The organism is Brachybacterium zhongshanense (genome assembly GCF_055385755.1).
This window is the reverse complement of the sequence record NZ_AP043790.1, coordinates 2,122,756-2,140,412: the sequence shown is the minus strand read 5'-3', so window position 1 is coordinate 2,140,412 and position 17,657 is coordinate 2,122,756. Positions and strand designations below refer to the sequence as shown.

General features: G+C 71.2%; 18 protein-coding genes and 2 tRNA genes. 14 read left to right on the top strand and 6 right to left on the bottom strand.

The window, feature by feature from the left end:
* The first annotated feature begins 9 nt into the window (after nucleotides 1-9).
* Genes ACZ5AJ_RS09635 through ACZ5AJ_RS09625 form a run of 3 tightly spaced genes read left to right on the top strand, consistent with a single transcriptional unit; the run spans nucleotide 10 to nucleotide 2,944 of the window.
* The gene (locus ACZ5AJ_RS09635; protein ID WP_464133443.1) at nucleotides 10-681 is read left to right on the top strand and encodes an ABC transporter ATP-binding protein; all 672 of its coding nucleotides are present in this window, start codon (nucleotides 10-12) and stop codon (nucleotides 679-681) included.
* Nucleotides 678-2,162 carry a hypothetical protein gene (locus tag ACZ5AJ_RS09630; protein ID WP_464133441.1) on the top strand — a complete coding sequence of 495 codons (1,485 nt, stop codon included), beginning with the start codon at nucleotides 678-680 and terminating at the stop codon, nucleotides 2,160-2,162. The genes ACZ5AJ_RS09635 and ACZ5AJ_RS09630 overlap by 4 nt, the downstream gene beginning before the upstream one ends.
* Nucleotides 2,163-2,212: 50 nt before the next feature.
* The gene (locus tag ACZ5AJ_RS09625) at nucleotides 2,213-2,944 is read left to right on the top strand and encodes a class I SAM-dependent methyltransferase (RefSeq protein WP_464133438.1); all 732 of its coding nucleotides are present in this window, start codon (nucleotides 2,213-2,215) and stop codon (nucleotides 2,942-2,944) included.
* A gap of 42 nt (nucleotides 2,945-2,986) precedes the next feature.
* Here the strand turns inward: ACZ5AJ_RS09625 and ACZ5AJ_RS09620 are convergent, their stop codons facing one another.
* The 3 genes from ACZ5AJ_RS09620 to ACZ5AJ_RS09610 are packed head-to-tail and all read right to left on the bottom strand — an operon-like array spanning nucleotide 2,987 to nucleotide 6,276.
* Complete coding sequence (locus ACZ5AJ_RS09620) at nucleotides 2,987-4,201, bottom strand: aminotransferase-like domain-containing protein (RefSeq protein ID WP_464133436.1); 1,215 nt, start codon at nucleotides 4,199-4,201, stop codon at nucleotides 2,987-2,989.
* 12 nt (nucleotides 4,202-4,213) lie between these two features.
* Nucleotides 4,214-4,729 carry a methylated-DNA--[protein]-cysteine S-methyltransferase gene (locus ACZ5AJ_RS09615; protein ID WP_464133433.1) on the bottom strand — a complete coding sequence of 172 codons (516 nt, stop codon included), beginning with the start codon at nucleotides 4,727-4,729 and terminating at the stop codon, nucleotides 4,214-4,216.
* Nucleotides 4,726-6,276: a DNA-3-methyladenine glycosylase 2 family protein gene (locus ACZ5AJ_RS09610; protein ID WP_464133431.1), complete on the bottom strand. Its 1,551-nt coding sequence runs from the start codon at nucleotides 6,274-6,276 to the stop codon at nucleotides 4,726-4,728. The genes ACZ5AJ_RS09615 and ACZ5AJ_RS09610 overlap by 4 nt, the downstream gene beginning before the upstream one ends.
* Nucleotides 6,277-6,376: 100 nt before the next feature.
* Between ACZ5AJ_RS09610 and ACZ5AJ_RS09605 the strand changes: the two genes are divergently transcribed.
* From ACZ5AJ_RS09605 to ACZ5AJ_RS09590, 4 genes are read left to right on the top strand one after another with little or no spacing between them, the layout of a single operon-like run.
* Complete coding sequence (locus ACZ5AJ_RS09605) at nucleotides 6,377-7,201, top strand: N5-glutamine methyltransferase family protein (protein WP_464133427.1); 825 nt, start codon at nucleotides 6,377-6,379, stop codon at nucleotides 7,199-7,201.
* Nucleotides 7,198-7,647: a helix-turn-helix transcriptional regulator gene (locus ACZ5AJ_RS09600; protein WP_464133423.1), complete on the top strand. Its 450-nt coding sequence runs from the start codon at nucleotides 7,198-7,200 to the stop codon at nucleotides 7,645-7,647. Before ACZ5AJ_RS09605 ends, ACZ5AJ_RS09600 begins: the two co-directional genes overlap by 4 nt.
* Nucleotides 7,648-7,657: 10 nt before the next feature.
* On the top strand, nucleotides 7,658-8,125 hold the full coding sequence (locus tag ACZ5AJ_RS09595; protein WP_464133420.1) for a VOC family protein: 468 nt from the start codon (nucleotides 7,658-7,660) through the stop codon (nucleotides 8,123-8,125).
* A gap of 56 nt (nucleotides 8,126-8,181) precedes the next feature.
* Complete coding sequence (locus ACZ5AJ_RS09590; protein WP_464133416.1) at nucleotides 8,182-8,628, top strand: hypothetical protein; 447 nt, start codon at nucleotides 8,182-8,184, stop codon at nucleotides 8,626-8,628.
* 108 nt (nucleotides 8,629-8,736) lie between these two features.
* Here the strand turns inward: ACZ5AJ_RS09590 and ACZ5AJ_RS09585 are convergent.
* Nucleotides 8,737-8,810, bottom strand: a tRNA-Gly gene (locus tag ACZ5AJ_RS09585).
* A gap of 197 nt (nucleotides 8,811-9,007) precedes the next feature.
* On the opposite strand from ACZ5AJ_RS09585, the gene ACZ5AJ_RS09580 reads away from it, so the two are divergent.
* Nucleotides 9,008-9,081 (top strand) — tRNA-Pro (locus ACZ5AJ_RS09580).
* 90 nt (nucleotides 9,082-9,171) lie between these two features.
* Nucleotides 9,172-10,536: a trigger factor gene (tig, locus tag ACZ5AJ_RS09575; protein WP_464133413.1), complete on the top strand. Its 1,365-nt coding sequence runs from the start codon at nucleotides 9,172-9,174 to the stop codon at nucleotides 10,534-10,536.
* A 391-nt stretch (nucleotides 10,537-10,927) separates the two neighbouring features.
* Here the strand turns inward: tig and ACZ5AJ_RS09570 are convergent, their stop codons facing one another.
* On the bottom strand, nucleotides 10,928-11,782 hold the full coding sequence (locus tag ACZ5AJ_RS09570) for a C40 family peptidase (RefSeq protein ID WP_464133409.1): 855 nt from the start codon (nucleotides 11,780-11,782) through the stop codon (nucleotides 10,928-10,930).
* A gap of 444 nt (nucleotides 11,783-12,226) precedes the next feature.
* Here ACZ5AJ_RS09570 and ACZ5AJ_RS09565 point away from each other — a divergent pair, with 444 nt between their 5' ends.
* The 5 genes from ACZ5AJ_RS09565 (at nucleotide 12,227) to ACZ5AJ_RS09545 (ending at nucleotide 16,975) form a co-directional block, all read left to right on the top strand.
* Nucleotides 12,227-12,826 (top strand): ATP-dependent Clp protease proteolytic subunit, encoded by a 600-nt coding sequence (locus tag ACZ5AJ_RS09565; RefSeq protein ID WP_464138745.1) that lies wholly within the window; start codon nucleotides 12,227-12,229, stop codon nucleotides 12,824-12,826.
* A gap of 118 nt (nucleotides 12,827-12,944) precedes the next feature.
* Nucleotides 12,945-13,574 (top strand): ATP-dependent Clp protease proteolytic subunit, encoded by a 630-nt coding sequence (locus ACZ5AJ_RS09560; protein WP_464138744.1) that lies wholly within the window; start codon nucleotides 12,945-12,947, stop codon nucleotides 13,572-13,574.
* Between the two features lie 183 nt (nucleotides 13,575-13,757).
* Complete coding sequence (gene clpX, locus ACZ5AJ_RS09555) at nucleotides 13,758-15,101, top strand: ATP-dependent Clp protease ATP-binding subunit ClpX (protein WP_464133407.1); 1,344 nt, start codon at nucleotides 13,758-13,760, stop codon at nucleotides 15,099-15,101.
* Nucleotides 15,101-15,466: a chorismate mutase gene (locus ACZ5AJ_RS09550; protein WP_464133404.1), complete on the top strand. Its 366-nt coding sequence runs from the start codon at nucleotides 15,101-15,103 to the stop codon at nucleotides 15,464-15,466. Before clpX ends, ACZ5AJ_RS09550 begins: the two co-directional genes overlap by 1 nt.
* Nucleotides 15,467-15,658: 192 nt before the next feature.
* On the top strand, nucleotides 15,659-16,975 hold the full coding sequence (locus ACZ5AJ_RS09545; protein ID WP_464133401.1) for a WXG100 family type VII secretion target: 1,317 nt from the start codon (nucleotides 15,659-15,661) through the stop codon (nucleotides 16,973-16,975).
* A gap of 104 nt (nucleotides 16,976-17,079) precedes the next feature.
* Here ACZ5AJ_RS09545 and ACZ5AJ_RS09540 read toward each other — a convergent pair whose 3' ends face one another.
* Nucleotides 17,080-17,559 carry a hypothetical protein gene (locus tag ACZ5AJ_RS09540; RefSeq protein WP_464133398.1) on the bottom strand — a complete coding sequence of 160 codons (480 nt, stop codon included), beginning with the start codon at nucleotides 17,557-17,559 and terminating at the stop codon, nucleotides 17,080-17,082.
* Between the last annotated feature and the right edge of the window lie 98 nt (nucleotides 17,560-17,657).

Genomic DNA, 17,657 nt, shown 5'->3' with positions numbered 1-17,657 from the left:
GATGGATCCATGGTGCCTCTCCTGTCCTCGCCGAGGTCCCTCGGGCTCCCCGCGGTGCTCGCCGAGCAGGTCGGCGTCGCCCTGCGCTCGGGCACGCTGCTGGCACCGGTGGACGTCCGTCTCGAGCGCGGCGAGGTGCTCGCGATCGCCGGAGCCAACGGCAGCGGGAAGACCACGCTGCTGCGCGCCGTCGCCGGGCTCATCGCGCCGACGCAGGGGACCGTGCGCGTCGGAGGACTCAGGCCCGACGACCGGGACCGGCGCTTCCGCAGCGCGCTCGCCGCGCTGATCGGCCCGCCCCAGACGGCCCGCGACCTCACCGTCAGCGAGCATCTCCGCTTCGTCGCTGCGACCTGGGGAGCCGACGCCGACGACGCCCGTGCGACTGCGGACGGCCTGCTCGACGAGCTGGACATCATGCGGCTCGCCGACCGCTATCCGCATGAGCTCTCCAGCGGTCAGTCGCAGCTGCTGGCGATCGCGCTGGTGCTCGCGCGCCCCGCCGAGGTCCTCGTCCTGGACGAGCCGGAGCAGCGGCTGGACGAGGACCGCCTCGATCTGGTGATCGGTGCGCTGCGTCGGCGGGCGGATACAGGGTGCTCCGTGCTGGCAGCCACCCACAGCCCGCAGGTGCTCGACACCCTCGCGGACCGCCGACAGGTGATCCGGGAGGCACGATGAGCGCAGGATCTGCGAGGAGCACGAGGAGTCTGTGGAGCCCGAGGAGCACGAGGAGCTCTGCGTACGACCTGTACGTCGCGGTGATGATCCTCCTCGTGGTGGTCGCACCCGCTGTCCGCGCGGTCGGACTGGCGCTCGCGGCCCCGCGGCCCCTCGCGCTGCTGCTGTCCCCGCGGGCTCCGGCGACGGCTCTCGCGCTCCTCTGCGCCGCCGCCGCCGTCCTCGTCATCGCCGGCGGCCGACAGGGGCCGGCCGTGCTGCCGCCCTTCCTCACCGCGACCCTCGCCTCCGGTCCCGATCCTCGCCGGATCGCGCTGCGGCGGCCCCTCCTGCGATCCGTGCTGCTGCTCGCGGGTCTGACGCTGTGCATCGTCCTGCCGGTCGGGATCGCGCTGGCGGTCTCCGGGACGTCGACCGTGATGGAGACCGTGCTCACCGGGGCCGGCGCCCTCGGTCTGGGGGCGCTGCTCGCGCAGTGCTGGCTCGCGGGGGAGCTGCTGGGTCCTGCTGGACGAGGGGTCGCGGCGGGGGCCCTGACCGCGCTCGCCGTGGTGATCGGTCTGCTCGGCAGCAGCGCGATCGCGGTGCCCCTCCTGGCTGCATCGACTGCCCTGGCGGTGGCGGTGGCGGTGGCGGTGGCGGTGGCGGCGGTGGCAGCGGTGGCGGCAGGGGTGCGGGCTCTGGACCTGGTCCGCGGGAGCGTCCTCAGGGAGCAGGCGCTGCGCCGGGATCGCACGACGACGATCGCGCTCTCCGCCGATCTCGTCGGCGTCGTCGGCGAGCTGCGCGACCTGCCGAGCATCGGCCGCGCCCTGCCGGCCGTCGGTGCCGGACCGCTGCCCTGGATCTACCTGCGGCGCGACGTCGTCGCCTGGTCGCGCACGCCGCAGCGCTCCCTTCTCGGAGCGCTGCTCGTGCTCGCCGGCTCCAGCGGCATCGGACTCGGCGCATCCGCCGGATCGGGCCTCGGCCCGGGAGTCGACGCCGCCCTGCTGCTCATCGGTGCCGCGCTCCTCTGGTGGGGATCCGGTGCGTTCGTCGATGGGATCCGCCATGCCGTCCACACCCTCGGCGCTCCGACGCTGCTCGGGCAGACGGCGGGAAGGCAGGTGGTGCTGCACAGCACCGCGCCGATCCTGCTGCTGGCGGTGGCCGCGGCGGCGACGAGCCTCGCGCTCGGTGCGCCGCCGCTCGCGCTGCTGCTCGTGCCCCTGATCGCCGTCGGCCGCGTCCGGGACGCCGCCAAGGGGCCACTGCCGCTGGCGCTGATGACTCCGATGCCGACAGTCCAGGGGGACTTCTCGGTGCTCCTGATCCTCGGCTGGCAGCTCGATGCGCTGCTGCTGACGCTGCTGGCCGCCGGTGCGGCGGCGGCCGCCGGGGCAGGGGCAGGGATGCTCGCCGCGACCGGTGTCGCCCTCGGGGCGACCGTGATCCTGGCTGCGATGGCGGCCCTCCGGATCCGCCGCCTGAGGAGATGAGCGGCCGCAGACCGGCCGCGCACGAGGACTGGGCGAGGGAAGGAGACCCGATGGACATCAGGACGACACCCAACCCTGCCGTGCGCTGGGCGGGCAGGAAGCTCGAGGAGGCGAACGCCCGACACCCCTGGAGCCACAACGATCACTTCCACCGCTGGATCCTGCGGTCGCTTCCTCCCGGTTCCCGACGGCTGCTCGACGTGGGCTGCGGGCGGGGGAGCCTGATCGCCGCGCTGCAGGCGGAGCTCGGCGGGTCGGCGCTCATCGAGGGCATCGACCCGGACCCGCGCATGGCGCTCTCCTCGGCCGAACGGTTCCGCGGAGCGGCAGGCGTGCGCATCCGACGGGCGAGCCTCGCGGACATCGCCGCCGAGCAGCTCGAGCACGACCGGCCCGGAGAACCAGGCCCGGGTCCCTACGACGCCATCACGATGATCGCCTCCCTGCACCACATGGCTCTCGAGCCGGCCCTGGTGCAGGCGGCGGGTCTGCTGCGTCCGGGCGGGAGGCTGCTCGCGGTCGCGCTCGTGCGTCCCCACGGAGCGCTCGACGGTGCCTGGGACATCGTGAACGCTCTGACGAACCCCCTGATCGGACTCGTGAAGCACCCCCGTCGGGCGACTCCGGGAGCCTCGGGCGCCGAGGACGTGCAGATGCCGCTGCGGGATCCCGACATGGGCGTCGCGGAGCTGCGCGAGCGCGCCCGAGCCGTGCTGCCCGGAGCGCGGGTCCATCGACGGGAGGGATTCCGCGTCACGATGTCCTGGACGCGACCGGACTGACCCTACTCAGCGGGATCAGCGGGATCAGCGGGATCAGCGCGATCAGCGGGGCTCGTGCCGGGCGATGACCTCGCCGAGCCGGCAGATCGCGTCCGTGATGACGGCGGGGGAGTGCGTGACGAAGCTCAGACGCATCGTCGAGCGGTCGGGATCCGAGGCGAAGAACGACCAGCCGGGAAGGTAGGCGACCCCCGCGTCGACCGCGTCGGAGAGCATCGCCTGCGCATCCCACCCCTCGCCGAGCGCGGCCCACAGGAACATGCCCCCGTCGGGACGCGTCACATGAGCGCCCTCGGGCAGGACCGGCGCGATCGCCTCAGCCATCGCGTCCCGGCGCTCACGATAGACCTCGCAGACCTTCTTCACGTGCAGTCCCAGGTCCGCGACCTCCAGGTAGCGGGCGACCGTCAGCTGATCCACGACCGAGGACTGCATGGAGATCGCGGCCTTGGCGACGGCGAGCGTGTCCAGGATCGGGCCCTCGGCGCGGATCCATCCGATCCGCACGCCCGGGCTCATCAGCTTGCTCATGGAGTTCAGCAGCAGGGTCCGCTCGCCCATCCCCGGGAGCGAGGCGATCGGTGCCCAGGTGCCGCCGGTGAAGGTGAGCTCGCCGTAGGGATCGTCCTCCACGAGCGGCACGCCGGTGCGCAGCAGCACGTCGGCGACGGCCTGGCGGCGCAGCATCGGCATCGTGCGACCGGTCGGGTTCTGGAAGGTCGGGATGAGGTACACGAACCGCGGGTGGTGGGTGCGGACAGCCTCCTCGAGCGCCTCCGGGATCACCCCGTCGTCGTCCGTGTCCACGCCGATCATGTGCGCGCCGTGGACACCGAAGGCCTGCACCGCCGCCAGGTAGGTGGGGGACTCCACCAGCACCGTGTCACCGGGCTCCAGGAGCGCCTCGGCGATCACGAACAGCGCCTCCTGGGACCCGGAGGTGATGCGGATCTGCGAGGCGTCCGTCGGCACGGAGCGGGACAGCCGTCGCGCCGCCTGCTCCCGCAGCTCGGTCTCGCCCTCGCTGACCCCGTACTGCAGAGCACGGCTGCCGTGGTGCGAGAGCACCCAGTCGTAGGCGGCGGTGACGTCCTCGAGCGCGAACAGCTCCGGATCCGGGATCCCTCCGGCGAAGGACACCACGCCGTCCTTCGCGGCGAGGGCGAAGATGTCCTTCAGCGGCGAGGACTCCATGCCCGCATAGCGGGCCGCGACGGGGAAGCTGAACGGATGGGACGGGGTCGGGGTCGAGGTCATCGCTCTATCGTGTCATCTCTCCAGAGCGCCCTCGAGGGTCAGCAGTGCCTGTTTGGTCGCAGTTCCGCCCGCGTAGCCGGTGAGGGAGCCGTCCGCGCCGAGGACGCGATGGCAGGGCACCACGATCGAGATCGGGTTCGCGCCGACAGCCGCCCCCACGGCCTGCGCGGCGCGCGGCCGTCCGAGGCTCCGCGCGATCGCCCCGTAGGTGACGGTCCGTCCGCGCGGGATCTCGCGCAGCTGCGCCCAGACCTCGCGCTGGAAGGCCGTCCCACCGGGATGCAGCGGCAGGTCGAAGGCGGTGCGTTCCCCGGCGAGGTACTCCTGCAGCTGGCGCTCTGCGGCGTCGAGCACAGGATGGCCCGACGTGCGCTCCTCGCCGAGCGTGACGAGACGGGAGCCGGTGGGGAAGTGCGCCTGGTCCTCGCGCCACACGCCGAGGAGGGCGTCGGGGCCGGCAGCCAGCAGGTAGCGCCCGACAGGGGTCGTGATCCAGCGATGCGCGGTCTGCGTCGTGCGGTCGTTCATGAGAGGTCCTTCCTCGATGCTGCGGCATGGTGCCACAGGTGCAGGGCGGCGTAGGAGCGCCAGGGCGATGCGGCGGCCAGGGCGGAGGCGAGACCGTCATGGTCCTCGGCGAGGCCGAGGTCCCGGGCTGCGGCGAGCAGTGCCGCGTCCCGTGGCGGGGCGACGTCCACTGCGCGGACCGCGCGCAGGAGCACGTAGTCCGCCGTCCAGGGGCCGACGCCGCGGAGCGCCAGGAGCTGATCCCTCAGCGCCCGGCGGTCGGAGGACTCCTCCGCCGAGAGCGGGGAGGTCAGCGCCTCGGCGAGAGCGCGCCGCCGGGCCGACGGGCCGCGGAACCAGCTCTCGGCCCGCTCCGCCGCGCGAACCGGATCCGGAGGGAGGCGGTGCAGGCCGTCGACCTGCAGATCCTCCGGCAGGAGCATGTCTGCGGGATCCTCGAGCTCGATCAGATCCGCGGCGCGGACGATCTGCTCGCGAGTCTGGCCGATCGTGATCTGCTGTCCGACGATCGCCCACAGCAGCGCCTCACGGACCCCGGTCGTCCCCGGCAGGCGCACCCCGGGGCGCGCGACGATCAGAGGCTCCAGGGCCGGAAGCGCGGTGGCGAGGCCCTCGTCGATCCCGACCGGGTCCGCGTCCAGGTCCAGCATCCGCCGCACCAGCGCGATGGCCGCCGGGAGATCGCGCAGATCCGTGAGACGCGCATCCAGGGGGAGCGGACCCTCGACTCCCAGGTCGACCTGAAGCAGCGCGGGGCCCCGTGACAGCCTCACAGCACGGGACCACCGGGTGCCCTCGACACGCTCGGCGCCGTCGACAGCACGACGGGCGAACCAGTCGAGCAGGCCGTCGGCGTCGAAGGGACGACGCACCGCCAGCTCCACGCGCACCGCTGCGGCATCCGGACCCTCTCCCCGGTGCGCGGTCGGGCCGGCGGTCCGGTCGGCAGTCGGGCTCGGGCGACGGGAGCCCGCACGCCCGCGGATCGCCGACGGAGCGCGTCCGTAGATCCTGCGGACCGTGTCGTGCAGCTGGCGCTCGCTGCCGAACCCTGAGGCGGAGGCGATGTCCGTGAGCGGCAGCCGGGTGCTGCGCAGCAGATCATGGGCGCGGCGGGCACGTGCCATGCGGGCATGTGCGACCGCGCTCGCGCCGGTGCGCTCCAGCAGCGTGCGATGCAGGGTCCGCTCCGAGACGTGCAGGCGGGCAGCGAGGTCGGCGACGTGCGGCGCCCCGCCGGGCCCCGGATCCAGGGCACCCGCTCCGATCAGGTCCAGCGCCCGACGAGCGAGGGACCCGGCCGGGTCGCCGACGTCGGTGCCAGGAGGAGCCAGCGGACCGCAGCGCTTGCAGGCGCGGTAGCCGAGCTCGACCGCGGCGGCGGCGCTCGGGACGAACTCCACGCTGGAACGGCCGGGGGTGCGGGCGGGGCAGGAAGGGCGGCAGAAGATCCCGGTCGTGCGCACGCAGGTGAAGAAGACGCCGTCGAACCGCGCGTCGCGGGCACGGATCGCGGCATACCGCTGGTCGTCGGTGAGCTCGTCCATGCCTCCAGTGTTCTCGCTCGCAGCCTGCCGCGCCAGCGGGATCCGGCCAGCGCGGTCACGATGCTTGCCGTTGCCTGATGCGCCCCGCAGAATCGTCGGCGTGGACACTCCTGTGCTGGTCGCGCGACTGCGTCGCGCAGGCTGCGTCTTCGCCGAGGAGGAGGCCCGTGCCCTGGAGGACGCCGCGGTCGACGACGCCGACCTCGACAGCCTGTGCTCACGGCGCGAGGCAGGGGAGTTCCTCGAGCGCATCGTCGGCTCCGTCGAGCTGATGGGGGAGCGGCTCGTCGTCGGCCCCGGAACGTTCATCCCCCGGCAGCGCACCCGTCTGCTCGTCGAGCAGACCCTCGTCGCTCTGGACCGACGACGAGCCCAGGCGCCCGGGGCGGGACCGGTGCTGGTCGAGGCGTGCTGCGGCGTCGCGCCCGTCGCCGCGATCGCCGTCCGGCGCCAGCCCGACCTGGAGGTCCACGCGACCGACCTCAGCGACGGAGCTCTCGACGCGGCACGGCGGAACCTGCACCCGGGTGCCGGTCTGCACCGCGGAGACCTGCTGGCCGCGCTGCCTGCCGCGCTCGCCGGCCGGGTCGACGTCATCGCGGCGGTCCCGCCGTACGTCCCCACCGCGGAGATCGCCCTGATGCCGAGGGAAGCGCGCGAGCACGAGGAGCGGGCCGCCCTCGACGGAGGAGCGGACGGGCTCGACGTCGTCCGCCGCCTGATCTCCCAGAGCGTCGGATGGCTCCGGGAGCCGGGCGGGCTGCTCCTGGCGGAGATGCATAGGAGCCAGATCGCCGCCGCGCTCGCGCACGGGGCGGACCACGGCCTCGTCGGCGACGTGGTCGAGGGAGCCGACGGTCTCACCGCCGTCGTCCGGCTCGGCCGGCCCAGGGGAGCGGACTCAACGCCGACGGGGCGGGCATGACGGAGACCCGCACCGACCTCGTGCTGCTGCGGCGGGTCCGCGACCGCATGGACCGCGAGCACGCCTCGCCGCTCGACGTCGAGGAGCTCGCCCGCGGGGTGCACATGTCCGCAGGCCACCTCAGCCGTCGCTTCCGCGAGGAGTTCGGGGAGTCCCCCTACTCCTACCTCATGACGCGGAGGATCGAGCGGGCCATGGCGATGCTGCGGCTGACCGACCGCACGGTCACCGATATCTGCATGGAGGTCGGCTTCTCGTCGCTGGGGACCTTCTCGACCCGGTTCAAGGAGCTCGTCGGCGTCTCTCCGAGCCGCTATCGGGAGCGCGGCGCGGAGATCACCGACGCCATGCCCGCCTGCATCGCCCGCAAGGTCACCAGACCCGTCAGGTCGGACCGCTCCGCAGAGATCAGGAATCGAGAAGCGCCGCCGCGTTCCGGGCCGTAGATTCTCGGCCATGGACATCCACGACACAACGACGGGCTCCGCGTCCGGCGCCGCTGCGGAGCACCGCGCCCTGAGCATCCGTTCGAGCTTCCTGCCGCACACCGATCCCGAGGCCTCCCTCGTCTTCTACCGCGATGTGCTCGGCTTCGAGGTGCGGCTCGACGTCGGCGGTGGTCCGATGCGCTGGATCACCGTCGGCCCCGTCGGTCAGGAGGACACGGCGATCGTGCTGCACCCGGTGCTCGAGGGCAACGGGCTGACGGACGACGAGCACGCCGCGCTCCTGTCCGTCATCGCCAAGGGCGCCTACTTCGGGGTCAACCTCGCCGCCTCGGACCTCGATGCCACCTTCGCGTCGCTCGAAGCCGCGGGCGCGGAGATCGTGCAGGAGCCGATCGACCAGTCCTACGGCGTGCGCGACTGCGCGGTGCGGGACCCCGCGGGCAACCTGCTGCGCATCCAGCAGGCCCGCGCCTGACGGAACCGACACCCCCGACCCCCGAGACACCGACGGCACCATCTGGAGGACCGATCATGGACGACAGCACTGCAGCAGGCGCATTCACCGCCGCCGAGAGGGAGGCGATGCGCGCCCGGGCCGAGGAGATCCGAGCCGAGAAGGCGCTCGGCAAGGGCGCCAGGAAGCGCGAGGCGGATCGTGCCAAGCTCGAGGAGCTCATCGCCTCGCTCCCCGACGGAGAGCGCGCGGCCCTGTCCCGCGTGCACGAGACGATCTCCCTCGTCGCACCTCAGCTCGATCCCCGCACCTGGTACGGCATGGCCGCCTGGGCGCTCGACGGTGACGTCCTGTGCTTCTTCACCCACGCCTCGAAGTTCGGGGAGCGCTACCACAGCTTCGGGTTCAACGCCGTGGCGACGCTCGACGACGGCCCGATGTGGCCGACGTCGTTCGCGGTGACGGAGGTCGACGACGAAGTCGCCGGGAGGATCGCGGACCTCGTGCGGCGCTCGCTCGGCTGAGCAGAGCACAGCGAGCGGAGCACAGGACCACCCGGTCGGTGCAGGATCAGTGCAGGATCAGTGCAGAACGAGACAGCCGCGGCCCCTGGGGGCCGCGGCTGTCTCAGCTGGAGCGGATGACGGGAATCGAACCCGCGTAATCAGTTTGGAAGACTGAGGCTCTACCATTGAGCTACATCCGCGTGACCTGCATGGCGATCGGTTCCGACGGCCAGCGGGACAATCGGCCGGGCGAACCGGCCGAGACCTATTGAACCAGATTCTGCGGGTCGCGGTGCACCAGGCGGCCCTCAGTGTGGCGCATGTATCTGCTCACAGCAGGCCCGGACGCCCGCCGCGCGCGTTCTCCTGACCGGGTAGCATCTGATGGGTTGCCCTCCGGGGTGTAGCTCAGCTTGGTAGAGCACCCGCTTTGGGAGCGGGAAGCCGCAGGTTCAAATCCTGTCACCCCGACTCCGCCGACGGGTCGCCGCTCAGCGCGCGTCCCCGGGCATCCGTGAGAACAGACCACCATCCACCGCATCCAACAGGGAGACCTGACCAGTGAAGACCGCGTCCGAGAAGCTCGGCCCCACCCGGGTGAAGCTCACCGTCGAGGTGCCCTTCGACGAGCTGAAGCCGGCCGTCGAGGCCGCCACCAAGAAGATCGCCGAGCAGGTCCAGATCCCGGGCTTCCGCAAGGGCAAGGTCCCCGCTCGGATCATCGAGCAGCGCTTCGGCCGTCCTGCGATCATGCAGGAGGCCGTCAACGACGCCATGCCCGACTTCTACCAGCAGGCGGCCGTCGAGGCCGAGCTGAAGCCGGTCGGCCGCCCCGAGGTCGAGATCACCGAGATCCCGGGCCTCGACGGCAAGGACGAGGGCGACCTGGTCTTCGTGGTCGAGCAGGACGTCCGCCCCGAGATCGCGCTGCCCGACTTCTCGAGCGTCGAGCTCGAGATCGAGGAGCCCGTCGTCGACGACGACGCCGTCGACGTCCGCCTGGACGAGCTGCGCGAGCGCTTCGGCACCCTGGCCGGCGTCGACCGCCCCGCCGAGGATCGCGACTTCGTGTCCCTGGACATGACCGCCACCATCGAGGATGAGGAGATCGAGTCCGTCGAGGGCGTCTCCTACCAGATCGGCGAGGGCAACATGCTCGAGGGCCTCGACGAGGCTCTGATCGGCCTCTCGGCCGGGGAGTCCACCACCTTCACCTCGAAGCTGGCCGGCGGCGACCGCGCGGGCGAGGAGGCGACCATCACGGTCACCGCCCAGTCCGTCAAGGTTCGCGAGCTGCCCGAGGCCGACGACGAGTTCGCAGAGCTCGCGTCCGAGTTCGACACCATCGACGAGCTCAAGGAGGACCTGCGCAACCAGGCGGAGGCCGATGCTGCGGGCAACCGCGTCGCCATCGCCCGCAACGCTCTCCTCGAGAAGCTCCTCGACGAGCTCGAGATCGCTGTGCCCGAGCAGCTGGTCCAGGACGAGATCCTCCAGCACCTCGAGAACGAGGGCAAGGATGCCGACGATCCTCACGCCGAGGAGATCCGCGAGGACACCGAGAAGGCGATCCGTGCGCAGTTCCTGCTCGACGAGATCAACGCGACCCGCGAGGTCCAGGTCGGCCAGGGCGACCTCATGGGATACATGAGCCAGCTCTCCGCCCAGTACGGCATCGAGCCGAACCAGCTGCTGCAGATGCTCGCCCAGTCCGGCCAGCTTGAGCAGATCTTCGGTGAGGTCCAGCGCTCCAAGGCGCTCGATGTGGCCCTGGCCGAGGTGACCGTCAAGAACACGGATGGCGCCGTCCTCGATCTCGGTCTCGACGCGGACGAGGAGTCCGACGAGGACGAGTCCGGTGAGGAGTCCGACGCCGAGGAGTCCGCTGAGGACGAGTCCGCAGAGGCCTCCGACTCCGACAAGTGAGTCCCGCCCCGGGCTGAAGCCCCCGGGGTCGCAGTCAGCGACGGGCCGCCACCCCTCAGGGGGTGGCGGCCCGTCGGCGTTCCTGCCATGCCGAGGTCCGGCAGTACGCCAGCGCCGGGCTGAGCATCTGAGCGGGGCTGGCGGTCGAGGGCGGGGGAGCGGGGCATGACGGAGATGCGGCACCGCCGACGGCAGCGGACTCGGCCGCAGGGAGACCGATCGATCACCGGCGGCGGGGCACAGGAACGAGCCTGCCTGCCGGTTCGGCATGACGAAGCGCCCGGCCTCCTGGGTGAGGAGACCGGGCGCTTCTGTGCAGATGATCGAGGACGGGTCAGGGTCCTGGTGGGACCGTGACGGGCCTCGGCTGCGATGATCCGAGGACCGGGGATCAGCGGTAGGTGACGAACCCGATCGGGGAGCCCCAGATGGAGCGCTCGACGACCTGGCTCTTGGAGCGGGAGGCGTCGATGATCTTGCCGTTGCCGGCGTAGATGGCGACGTGGCCCGAGTAGGCGACGATGTCGCCGGGCTGCGCCTCGGACTGGGAGATCCAGCGGCCGCCGTTGGCGATCGAACCGCTCTGGTGGGGGAGGCTGATGCCAGCGGCCTCGTAGGCGTACTGGACCAGGCCCGAGCAGTCGAAGCCGCTGAGCGACGAACCGGCCCAGACGTAGGGGGTGCCGATGGCGGAGCGCGCACGGTCGACGATCGCGCTGCCGGAGCTGGTGGAGGAGCTGCTCGAGCTGGAGGCGGCGGAGGCGGAGGTGCCGCCGTTCAGCGCGGCGCGGGTGTTCGGCCCGACCACGCCGTCGACCGCGAGGCCGGCGCTGCTCTGGTAGGAGCGGACCGCGGCATTGGTCTTGGAGCCGAAGACGCCGTCGACGACCAGGCTGGCGCCGTTCTCGTTCAGCGCCGTCTGGAGCTCCGAGACCGCGTCGCCGCGGGAGCCGAAGCGCAGCTTCGAGGTGGAGTTCAGCGCCTTGGAGGACACGGTCGTCGCGGCCTCGGCGGCGGTGCTCGCGGCGCCGACGGTGTTCGTGGCGGCGGTGCTCGCGGCGGAGGAGACGGCGGGCGCGGTCGTGGCGGTGGTCGGAGCGGCCTGGGCCGAGCTTCCCGCGAAGGCGGTGCCGACGAGGACCGTGCCGAGGACTGCGGCGCCGCCGAATCCGCGGGCGGCGCGGTGAGCGGAGGCGGCGGGGGTGACGGCGCGGCCGGACGCGCGGTGCGAGTTGTGCTTAGCCATGTGTTCGGTGCGTTCCTTCCGACCCGTTCGGTCGATTCGTCCTGCGGTGGTCATGCTTCGTGAGCCGTTGACATCAACCGTAGGAGGCGGCGCCCCTGGTGATAAGGGGCTTGAGAGAGCCGGGCAGGGGACTTGGCAGACCCTTTACGTCAATGCGACTGTTCGTGACCAGAAGCCGGGGCGGCTTGACCCGAGAGGGGGATCCGGCGCACATCGGTCAAGCGTCCGAGGTCCGTCGGACCCGGGCGGGACGGGGAAGGGGCGGGGAAGGGGCGGGACTGCGGGCCGGGACGGACCCGGATGGACCGATGGGCCCGGAGCGAACCGATAGGCCCAGGGCGAACAGCGCGCCGCTGGGCCTCCGGGACGGCCTAGAGTCGTCTCATCGCCGATTCCCGCCACGAAGGAGACACCGTGACCTCCCAGAGCAACGACCCCCGGCCCATGAGCGCGGCCGGCGACTCCCCCATGGGGCTGGACGACAACGTCTACCAGCGCCTGCTGCGCGAGCGCATCGTGTGGCTGGGATCCGAGGTCCGCGATGAGAACGCGAACGCCATCTGCGCCAAGATGCTGCTGCTGGCCGCCGAGGATCCCGAGAAGGACATCTTCCTCTACATCAACAGCCCCGGCGGCTCGATCACGGCCGGGATGGCCATCTACGACACGATGCAGTACATCCAGCCGGACGTCGTCACCGTGGGCATGGGCATGGCCGCCTCGATGGGGCAGTTCCTGCTGTCCTCGGGCAGCAAGGGCAAGCGGTTCGCGACCCCGCACACGCGCGTGCTCATGCACCAGCCCCTGGGCGGGCTCGGCGGCACGGCCTCGGAGATCAAGATCCAGGCCGACCTCATCCTCTCGATGAAGAAGCAGCTGGCCGAGCTGATCGCCGAGCAGACCGGCAAGACCGTCGAGCAGATCACCGAGGACTCCGACCGCGATCGCTGGTTCACGGCCCACGAGGCGCTGGAGTACGGCTTCATCGACAAGATCGTCACCCGTGCGGGCGACGTCACGGGCAGCGGCGGCACCGAGAGCTGATCCCGGCCCGCCCCGGAACCGCCCGCACCATCCGACACGCCTTGAGCAAGGAGACCCCGTGACCTTCGACCCCCGATTCTCCCCCGTCGCGCAGGCCGGCTACGGCCAGGCCGGCGCGATGCCGACCTCCCGCTACGTGCTTCCGCAGTACGAGGAGCGCACCGCCTACGGCTTCAAGCGCCAGGACCCCTACACCAAGCTCTTCGAGGACCGCATCATCTTCCTCGGCGTGCAGGTGGACGACGCCTCGGCCGACGACGTGATGGCCCAGCTGCTGGTGCTGGAGTCCCAGGACCCGGACCGCGACATCACGCTGTACATCAACAGCCCCGGCGGCTCGTTCACCGCGCTGACCGCCATCTACGACACGATGCAGTACATCAAGCCGGACATCACCACGGTGTGCCTCGGCCAGGCGGCGTCGGCCGCTGCCGTGCTGCTGGCCGCGGGCTCTCCCGGCAAGCGCCTCGCGCTGCCCAATGCCCGCATCCTGATCCACCAGCCTGCGATGGGCGGCCAGGGCGGCGGCGGTCAGGCGTCGGACCTGGAGATCCAGGCCAACGAGATCATGCGCATGCGGGAGTGGCTCGAGGAGACCCTCGCCCACCACTCCGGTCGGTCGAAGGAGGAGATCAGCCGCGACATCGAGCGCGACAAGATCCTCACCGCCCAGGGCGCCCTGGACTACGGCCTGGTCGACCAGGTCCTGGCCTCCCGCAAGGACGTCCGGCACCAGCTCGATCGCTGAGGACCCCGTCATGCGGCCCCGGCACCGCGAGGTGCCGGGGCCGCGTGCCTGCCGCGGGAAGGCCTCTCCCTGGGCTACCGTGGTACCCGGTCCCGAGGGCGGACGGCCCGCGGACCGAGGACGGCTCCGGTCGTCCCGCACCCCACCGGCAAGGAAGACCACCGGCAAGGAAAGAGGACGGACATGGCCCGCATCAGCGACGGAGCCGACGTGTTCAAGTGCTCCTTCTGCGGCAAGTCGCAGAAGCAGGTGGAGCGCCTGATCTCCGGGCCCCAGGTGTACATCTGCGAAGAGTGCATCGAGCTGTGCAACGAGATCATCGCCGAGGAGATCCAGGCCGCCCAGCCGGCTGCCGAGAAGCAGGCCCCGCTGCCGACGCCGCGGGAGATCTTCGACTTCCTCGAGGAGTACGTCGTCGGACAGGAGCCGGCGAAGCGGTCCCTCGCGGTGGCGGTCTACAACCACTACAAGAGGGTGCGCGCCCAGGAGCAGGAGCAGGCGCTGAAGTCCGCCGCGCGACCCGCGAAGGCGGGCGAGGTCGAGGAGATCTCGCCGGCGTCCGGTGATGTGGAGGTCGCCAAGTCGAACGTCATGATCGTCGGCCCCACCGGCTGCGGCAAGACGTATCTCGCGCAGACTCTCGCGAAGATGCTCGACGTCCCCTTCGCCATGGCCGATGCGACGGCGCTGACGGAGGCCGGCTACGTCGGCGAGGACGTGGAGAACATCCTCCTGAAGCTCCTCCAGGCCGCTGACTACGACGTCAAGAAGGCCGAGCGGGGCATCATCTACATCGACGAGGTGGACAAGATCGGGCGCAAGGCGGAGAACCCGTCGATCACCCGTGATGTCTCCGGCGAGGGCGTCCAGCAGGCGCTGCTGAAGATCCTCGAGGGGACGGTCGCAGCGGTGCCGCCGCAGGGCGGGCGCAAGCATCCCCATCAGGACTTCATCCAGATCGACACCACCAATGTCCTGTTCATCGTGGCCGGGGCGTTCGCCGGCATCGAGGACATCATCGGATCGCGCATCGGCAAGCGGGGCATCGGCTTCGGTGCGGAGCTGCACACCCCGATGGAGCAGGAGCAGATCTATGCCGAGCTCCGCCCGGAGGACCTGCTGAAGTTCGGGCTGATCCCCGAGTTCATCGGCCGCCTCCCGGTCATCACGAGCGTGGCGAACCTCGACCGCGAGGCTCTGATCCAGATCCTCACCGAGCCGAAGAACGCCCTGGTCAAGCAGTATCAGAAGATGTTCGAGCTGGATGGCGCGGAGCTCGACTTCGAGCGCAGCGCCCTCGAGGCCATCGCCGACAAGGCCATCGAGCGCGGCACCGGTGCCCGAGGGCTGCGGGCCATCCTCGAGGAGTCCCTGCAGCCGGTCATGTTCGAGGTCCCCTCGCGCGGGGACGTCGCCAAGGTCGTCATCACCGAGGGCGTGGTCACCGAGGGCCGTGCACCGCTGATGGTCACGTCGAAGGAGTCCGAGAAGGACTCCGACTCCTCCCGAGAGGACCGCACCGCCTGATGGCCGACTCCGCCGCCCCTGCAGACCCGTCGGCCCCCGTCGGCGATCCGACGGCCGACGACGTCGCCCGCGCCCGCGAGCTCCTGCTCGACGAGCGGCGCAGCATCGACAACATCGACGCCGCGCTCGTGCATCTGCTCGCCGAGCGCTTCCGTCACACCCAGCGCGTCGGCGTCCTCAAGGCCACCCACGGGCTGCCTCCTGCCGATCCCGACCGAGAGCAGCTCCAGATCGAGCGCCTGCGCTCCCTGGCCGACGAGGCGGGCCTGGACCCGACCTTCGCCGAGGCCTTCCTGCGCTTCATCGTCATCGAGGTGATCCGGCACCACGAGAGGATCCGCGAGGAGGGCCCGGAGGGGGCCTGACCCTCCAGGCCATCGGGACTCCGCATGCCTGCGATCGGTCCTGAACGCCTCCGTCCCATCGGAGATCCCCCGCCGTTGGCCGCCTGTCGCTGAGCGGCGCATGGGGAGTTCTCCCCATGGGCCGATCGCTCGCGGCCCCATACCGTTGACCTCACGTCAGGGATGGTGGGACAGGGACAGAGGAGCGCGGCGGTGGCAGAGTTCTACGGCGGGGACACGGAGCAGCTGCGCGGACACGCGGAAGCGTGCGCCAGGGGATCGCAGCGGCTCGTCGACCTGGTGGAGGCCACCTCCGCGCTCATCGAGCAGACCGGCTGGATCGGCCCCGATGCCGACGCGTTCAGGGCCGCGTGGAGCGGCTCCGTGCGCGGCTCGGTCCTCACCCGCGCCGACGATCTGCGTCTGCGCGGGCAGGAGCTGCGTCAGCACGCCGAGGAGCAGGACGACGCCTCCCGGGACGGCGATGCGGACTTCTTCGAGATCATCAGGAACCTGCTGGATCCCGGAACCTGCTGGCCGCGGATGCCCTGGGGGCCGCTGATCGGCTGGCCGACTCCGCTGCCGGTCGGCCCGATCGGCATCGACCGGCTGCTCGAAGGGCTCGGGGACCGGGCGTCCGGCGACGGGGCCAACGGGGATCAGTACTTCTACGGGGATGCCGGGTACGGCGGGCGGGGTCAGATCTTCGGGGATGATCGCCCTGTCGGGGAGCAGTTCACCTGGAACGACGGCATCTGGGACGGACGCGAGATCGACACCGATCTCGGATACGTCGACGGATATGCGGGGGTGAACTACAGCGCCGGCGGGAACGTCACGACCGACCCGTACGGCAATGTGACGGGCACCCTCGGTGCCCGCGGCAGCGCGGAGATCGGTATCGACGGCCATCTCTCGGGCCCGTTCGGGACCGGGGTCACCGCGAGCACTGCCGTCGGCATGGAGGCCTACCTCGAGGGCGGCGGGACCATCGGGCCCGACGGCTACTCGTACGGTGCCCGTGCAGGTGCGGGCCTCTATGGAACCCAGGATCTGACGGTGGACGGCCTCCTCGGATCGTCCACCAGCATCTCCCAGGACTACTACGTGGGCGCCAACGCGAACGCCTACTCCTACCAGCATGTGACCCGCACCGATGAGGGACAGATCAACGGATTCACGGTCGGCGGCGGGGCGAATGCCTTCGTCGGCGCCCAGGTGACCCAGACGTACGAGTCGACCTCGCCGCTCGGCTGGTTCTCCGGATCGACGTCCATCAGTGAGAAGGCCGGTGCCGGTGTCGGAGCGGGCGCGGGCGCGACAGTCTCCACGGACGAGATCTCGGTGAACGTCGGCGGACAGCTCGCCGCTGAGCTCGGTCTGGGAGGATCCACCACTCTGGCGATCCATCCGAATGCCATCGTGGACACCTTCACGCCTGGTGACTACGACATCGACGATGCGATCAGCGATGCGAGCGGCGCCCTTGCTGATGCCGGGGAATGGGCAGTGGCGAACTGGCCGTTCTGAGCGCCGCTCGTGCGCCGTGGAGGCAGCCGCTCCGTCCCCGGCCGCTCGTCGTCGGCCGCCCGTCCTCAGTCGCTCGTCCTCGGCCGCTCGTCGTGGGCCGCGTCTCAGCGCTGGTGGTGCCTCCACCACTCCTGGTGGGCGGAGGCGATCTCGGAGCCGACCCGGAGGTACTGCCTGTCGGGAGTGTTCCCGCCCTCCCCGCCTGACATCGTGAGGGAGCCGATGGATGCGACGGAGCCGTCCATGAGGTGCAGGCGGACGCTGCGAGGCCCGCGCCGTCCCGTCGGGATCTCCACCTGCCGGACTGCCGAGTACGGGAACGTCCGAGCTCCGGAGGACAGGGTCCGCCAGGACACGGCGTCGACGCCGATGGTCACGGTGCTCCGCAGCCCGGACAGGAAGAGGAGCGCTCCGGCGATCACGGCGATGGGGACGACGACGAGCATGAGGAGCGTGCTCGGACCTGCCCCGGTCGCCAGCAGGGCGAGCGGGAGGATGACGAAGACGATCGACGGCACGACGGCGACGAGCGGACCCACCCACATCAGGATCGTCGCGACACCGGAGCGGTACGTGCGCTGCATGCCAGTCCCTTCTGCGCGGAGCGGGCTCTCGTCCACCGCCCCTCGGAGGTGCCTCGGGAGCTCGCGCCGCGATGCCCGGCGGAGCCGGTCGGACCGGA

Coding starts and splice junctions, on each gene's coding strand:
- ACZ5AJ_RS09635 (WP_464133443.1), top strand. CDS start 10: ATGGTGCCTCTCCTGTCCTCGCCGAGGTCCCTCGGGCTCCCCGCGGTG.
- ACZ5AJ_RS09630 (WP_464133441.1), top strand. CDS start 678: ATGAGCGCAGGATCTGCGAGGAGCACGAGGAGTCTGTGGAGCCCGAGG.
- ACZ5AJ_RS09625 (WP_464133438.1), top strand. CDS start 2,213: ATGGACATCAGGACGACACCCAACCCTGCCGTGCGCTGGGCGGGCAGG.
- ACZ5AJ_RS09620 (WP_464133436.1), bottom strand. CDS start 4,201: ATGACCTCGACCCCGACCCCGTCCCATCCGTTCAGCTTCCCCGTCGCG.
- ACZ5AJ_RS09615 (WP_464133433.1), bottom strand. CDS start 4,729: ATGAACGACCGCACGACGCAGACCGCGCATCGCTGGATCACGACCCCT.
- ACZ5AJ_RS09610 (WP_464133431.1), bottom strand. CDS start 6,276: ATGGACGAGCTCACCGACGACCAGCGGTATGCCGCGATCCGTGCCCGC.
- ACZ5AJ_RS09600 (WP_464133423.1), top strand. CDS start 7,198: ATGACGGAGACCCGCACCGACCTCGTGCTGCTGCGGCGGGTCCGCGAC.
- ACZ5AJ_RS09595 (WP_464133420.1), top strand. CDS start 7,658: ATGGACATCCACGACACAACGACGGGCTCCGCGTCCGGCGCCGCTGCG.
- ACZ5AJ_RS09590 (WP_464133416.1), top strand. CDS start 8,182: ATGGACGACAGCACTGCAGCAGGCGCATTCACCGCCGCCGAGAGGGAG.
- ACZ5AJ_RS09570 (WP_464133409.1), bottom strand. CDS start 11,782: ATGGCTAAGCACAACTCGCACCGCGCGTCCGGCCGCGCCGTCACCCCC.
- ACZ5AJ_RS09565 (WP_464138745.1), top strand. CDS start 12,227: ATGAGCGCGGCCGGCGACTCCCCCATGGGGCTGGACGACAACGTCTAC.
- ACZ5AJ_RS09560 (WP_464138744.1), top strand. CDS start 12,945: ATGCCGACCTCCCGCTACGTGCTTCCGCAGTACGAGGAGCGCACCGCC.
- clpX (WP_464133407.1), top strand. CDS start 13,758: ATGGCCCGCATCAGCGACGGAGCCGACGTGTTCAAGTGCTCCTTCTGC.
- ACZ5AJ_RS09550 (WP_464133404.1), top strand. CDS start 15,101: ATGGCCGACTCCGCCGCCCCTGCAGACCCGTCGGCCCCCGTCGGCGAT.
- ACZ5AJ_RS09540 (WP_464133398.1), bottom strand. CDS start 17,559: ATGCAGCGCACGTACCGCTCCGGTGTCGCGACGATCCTGATGTGGGTG.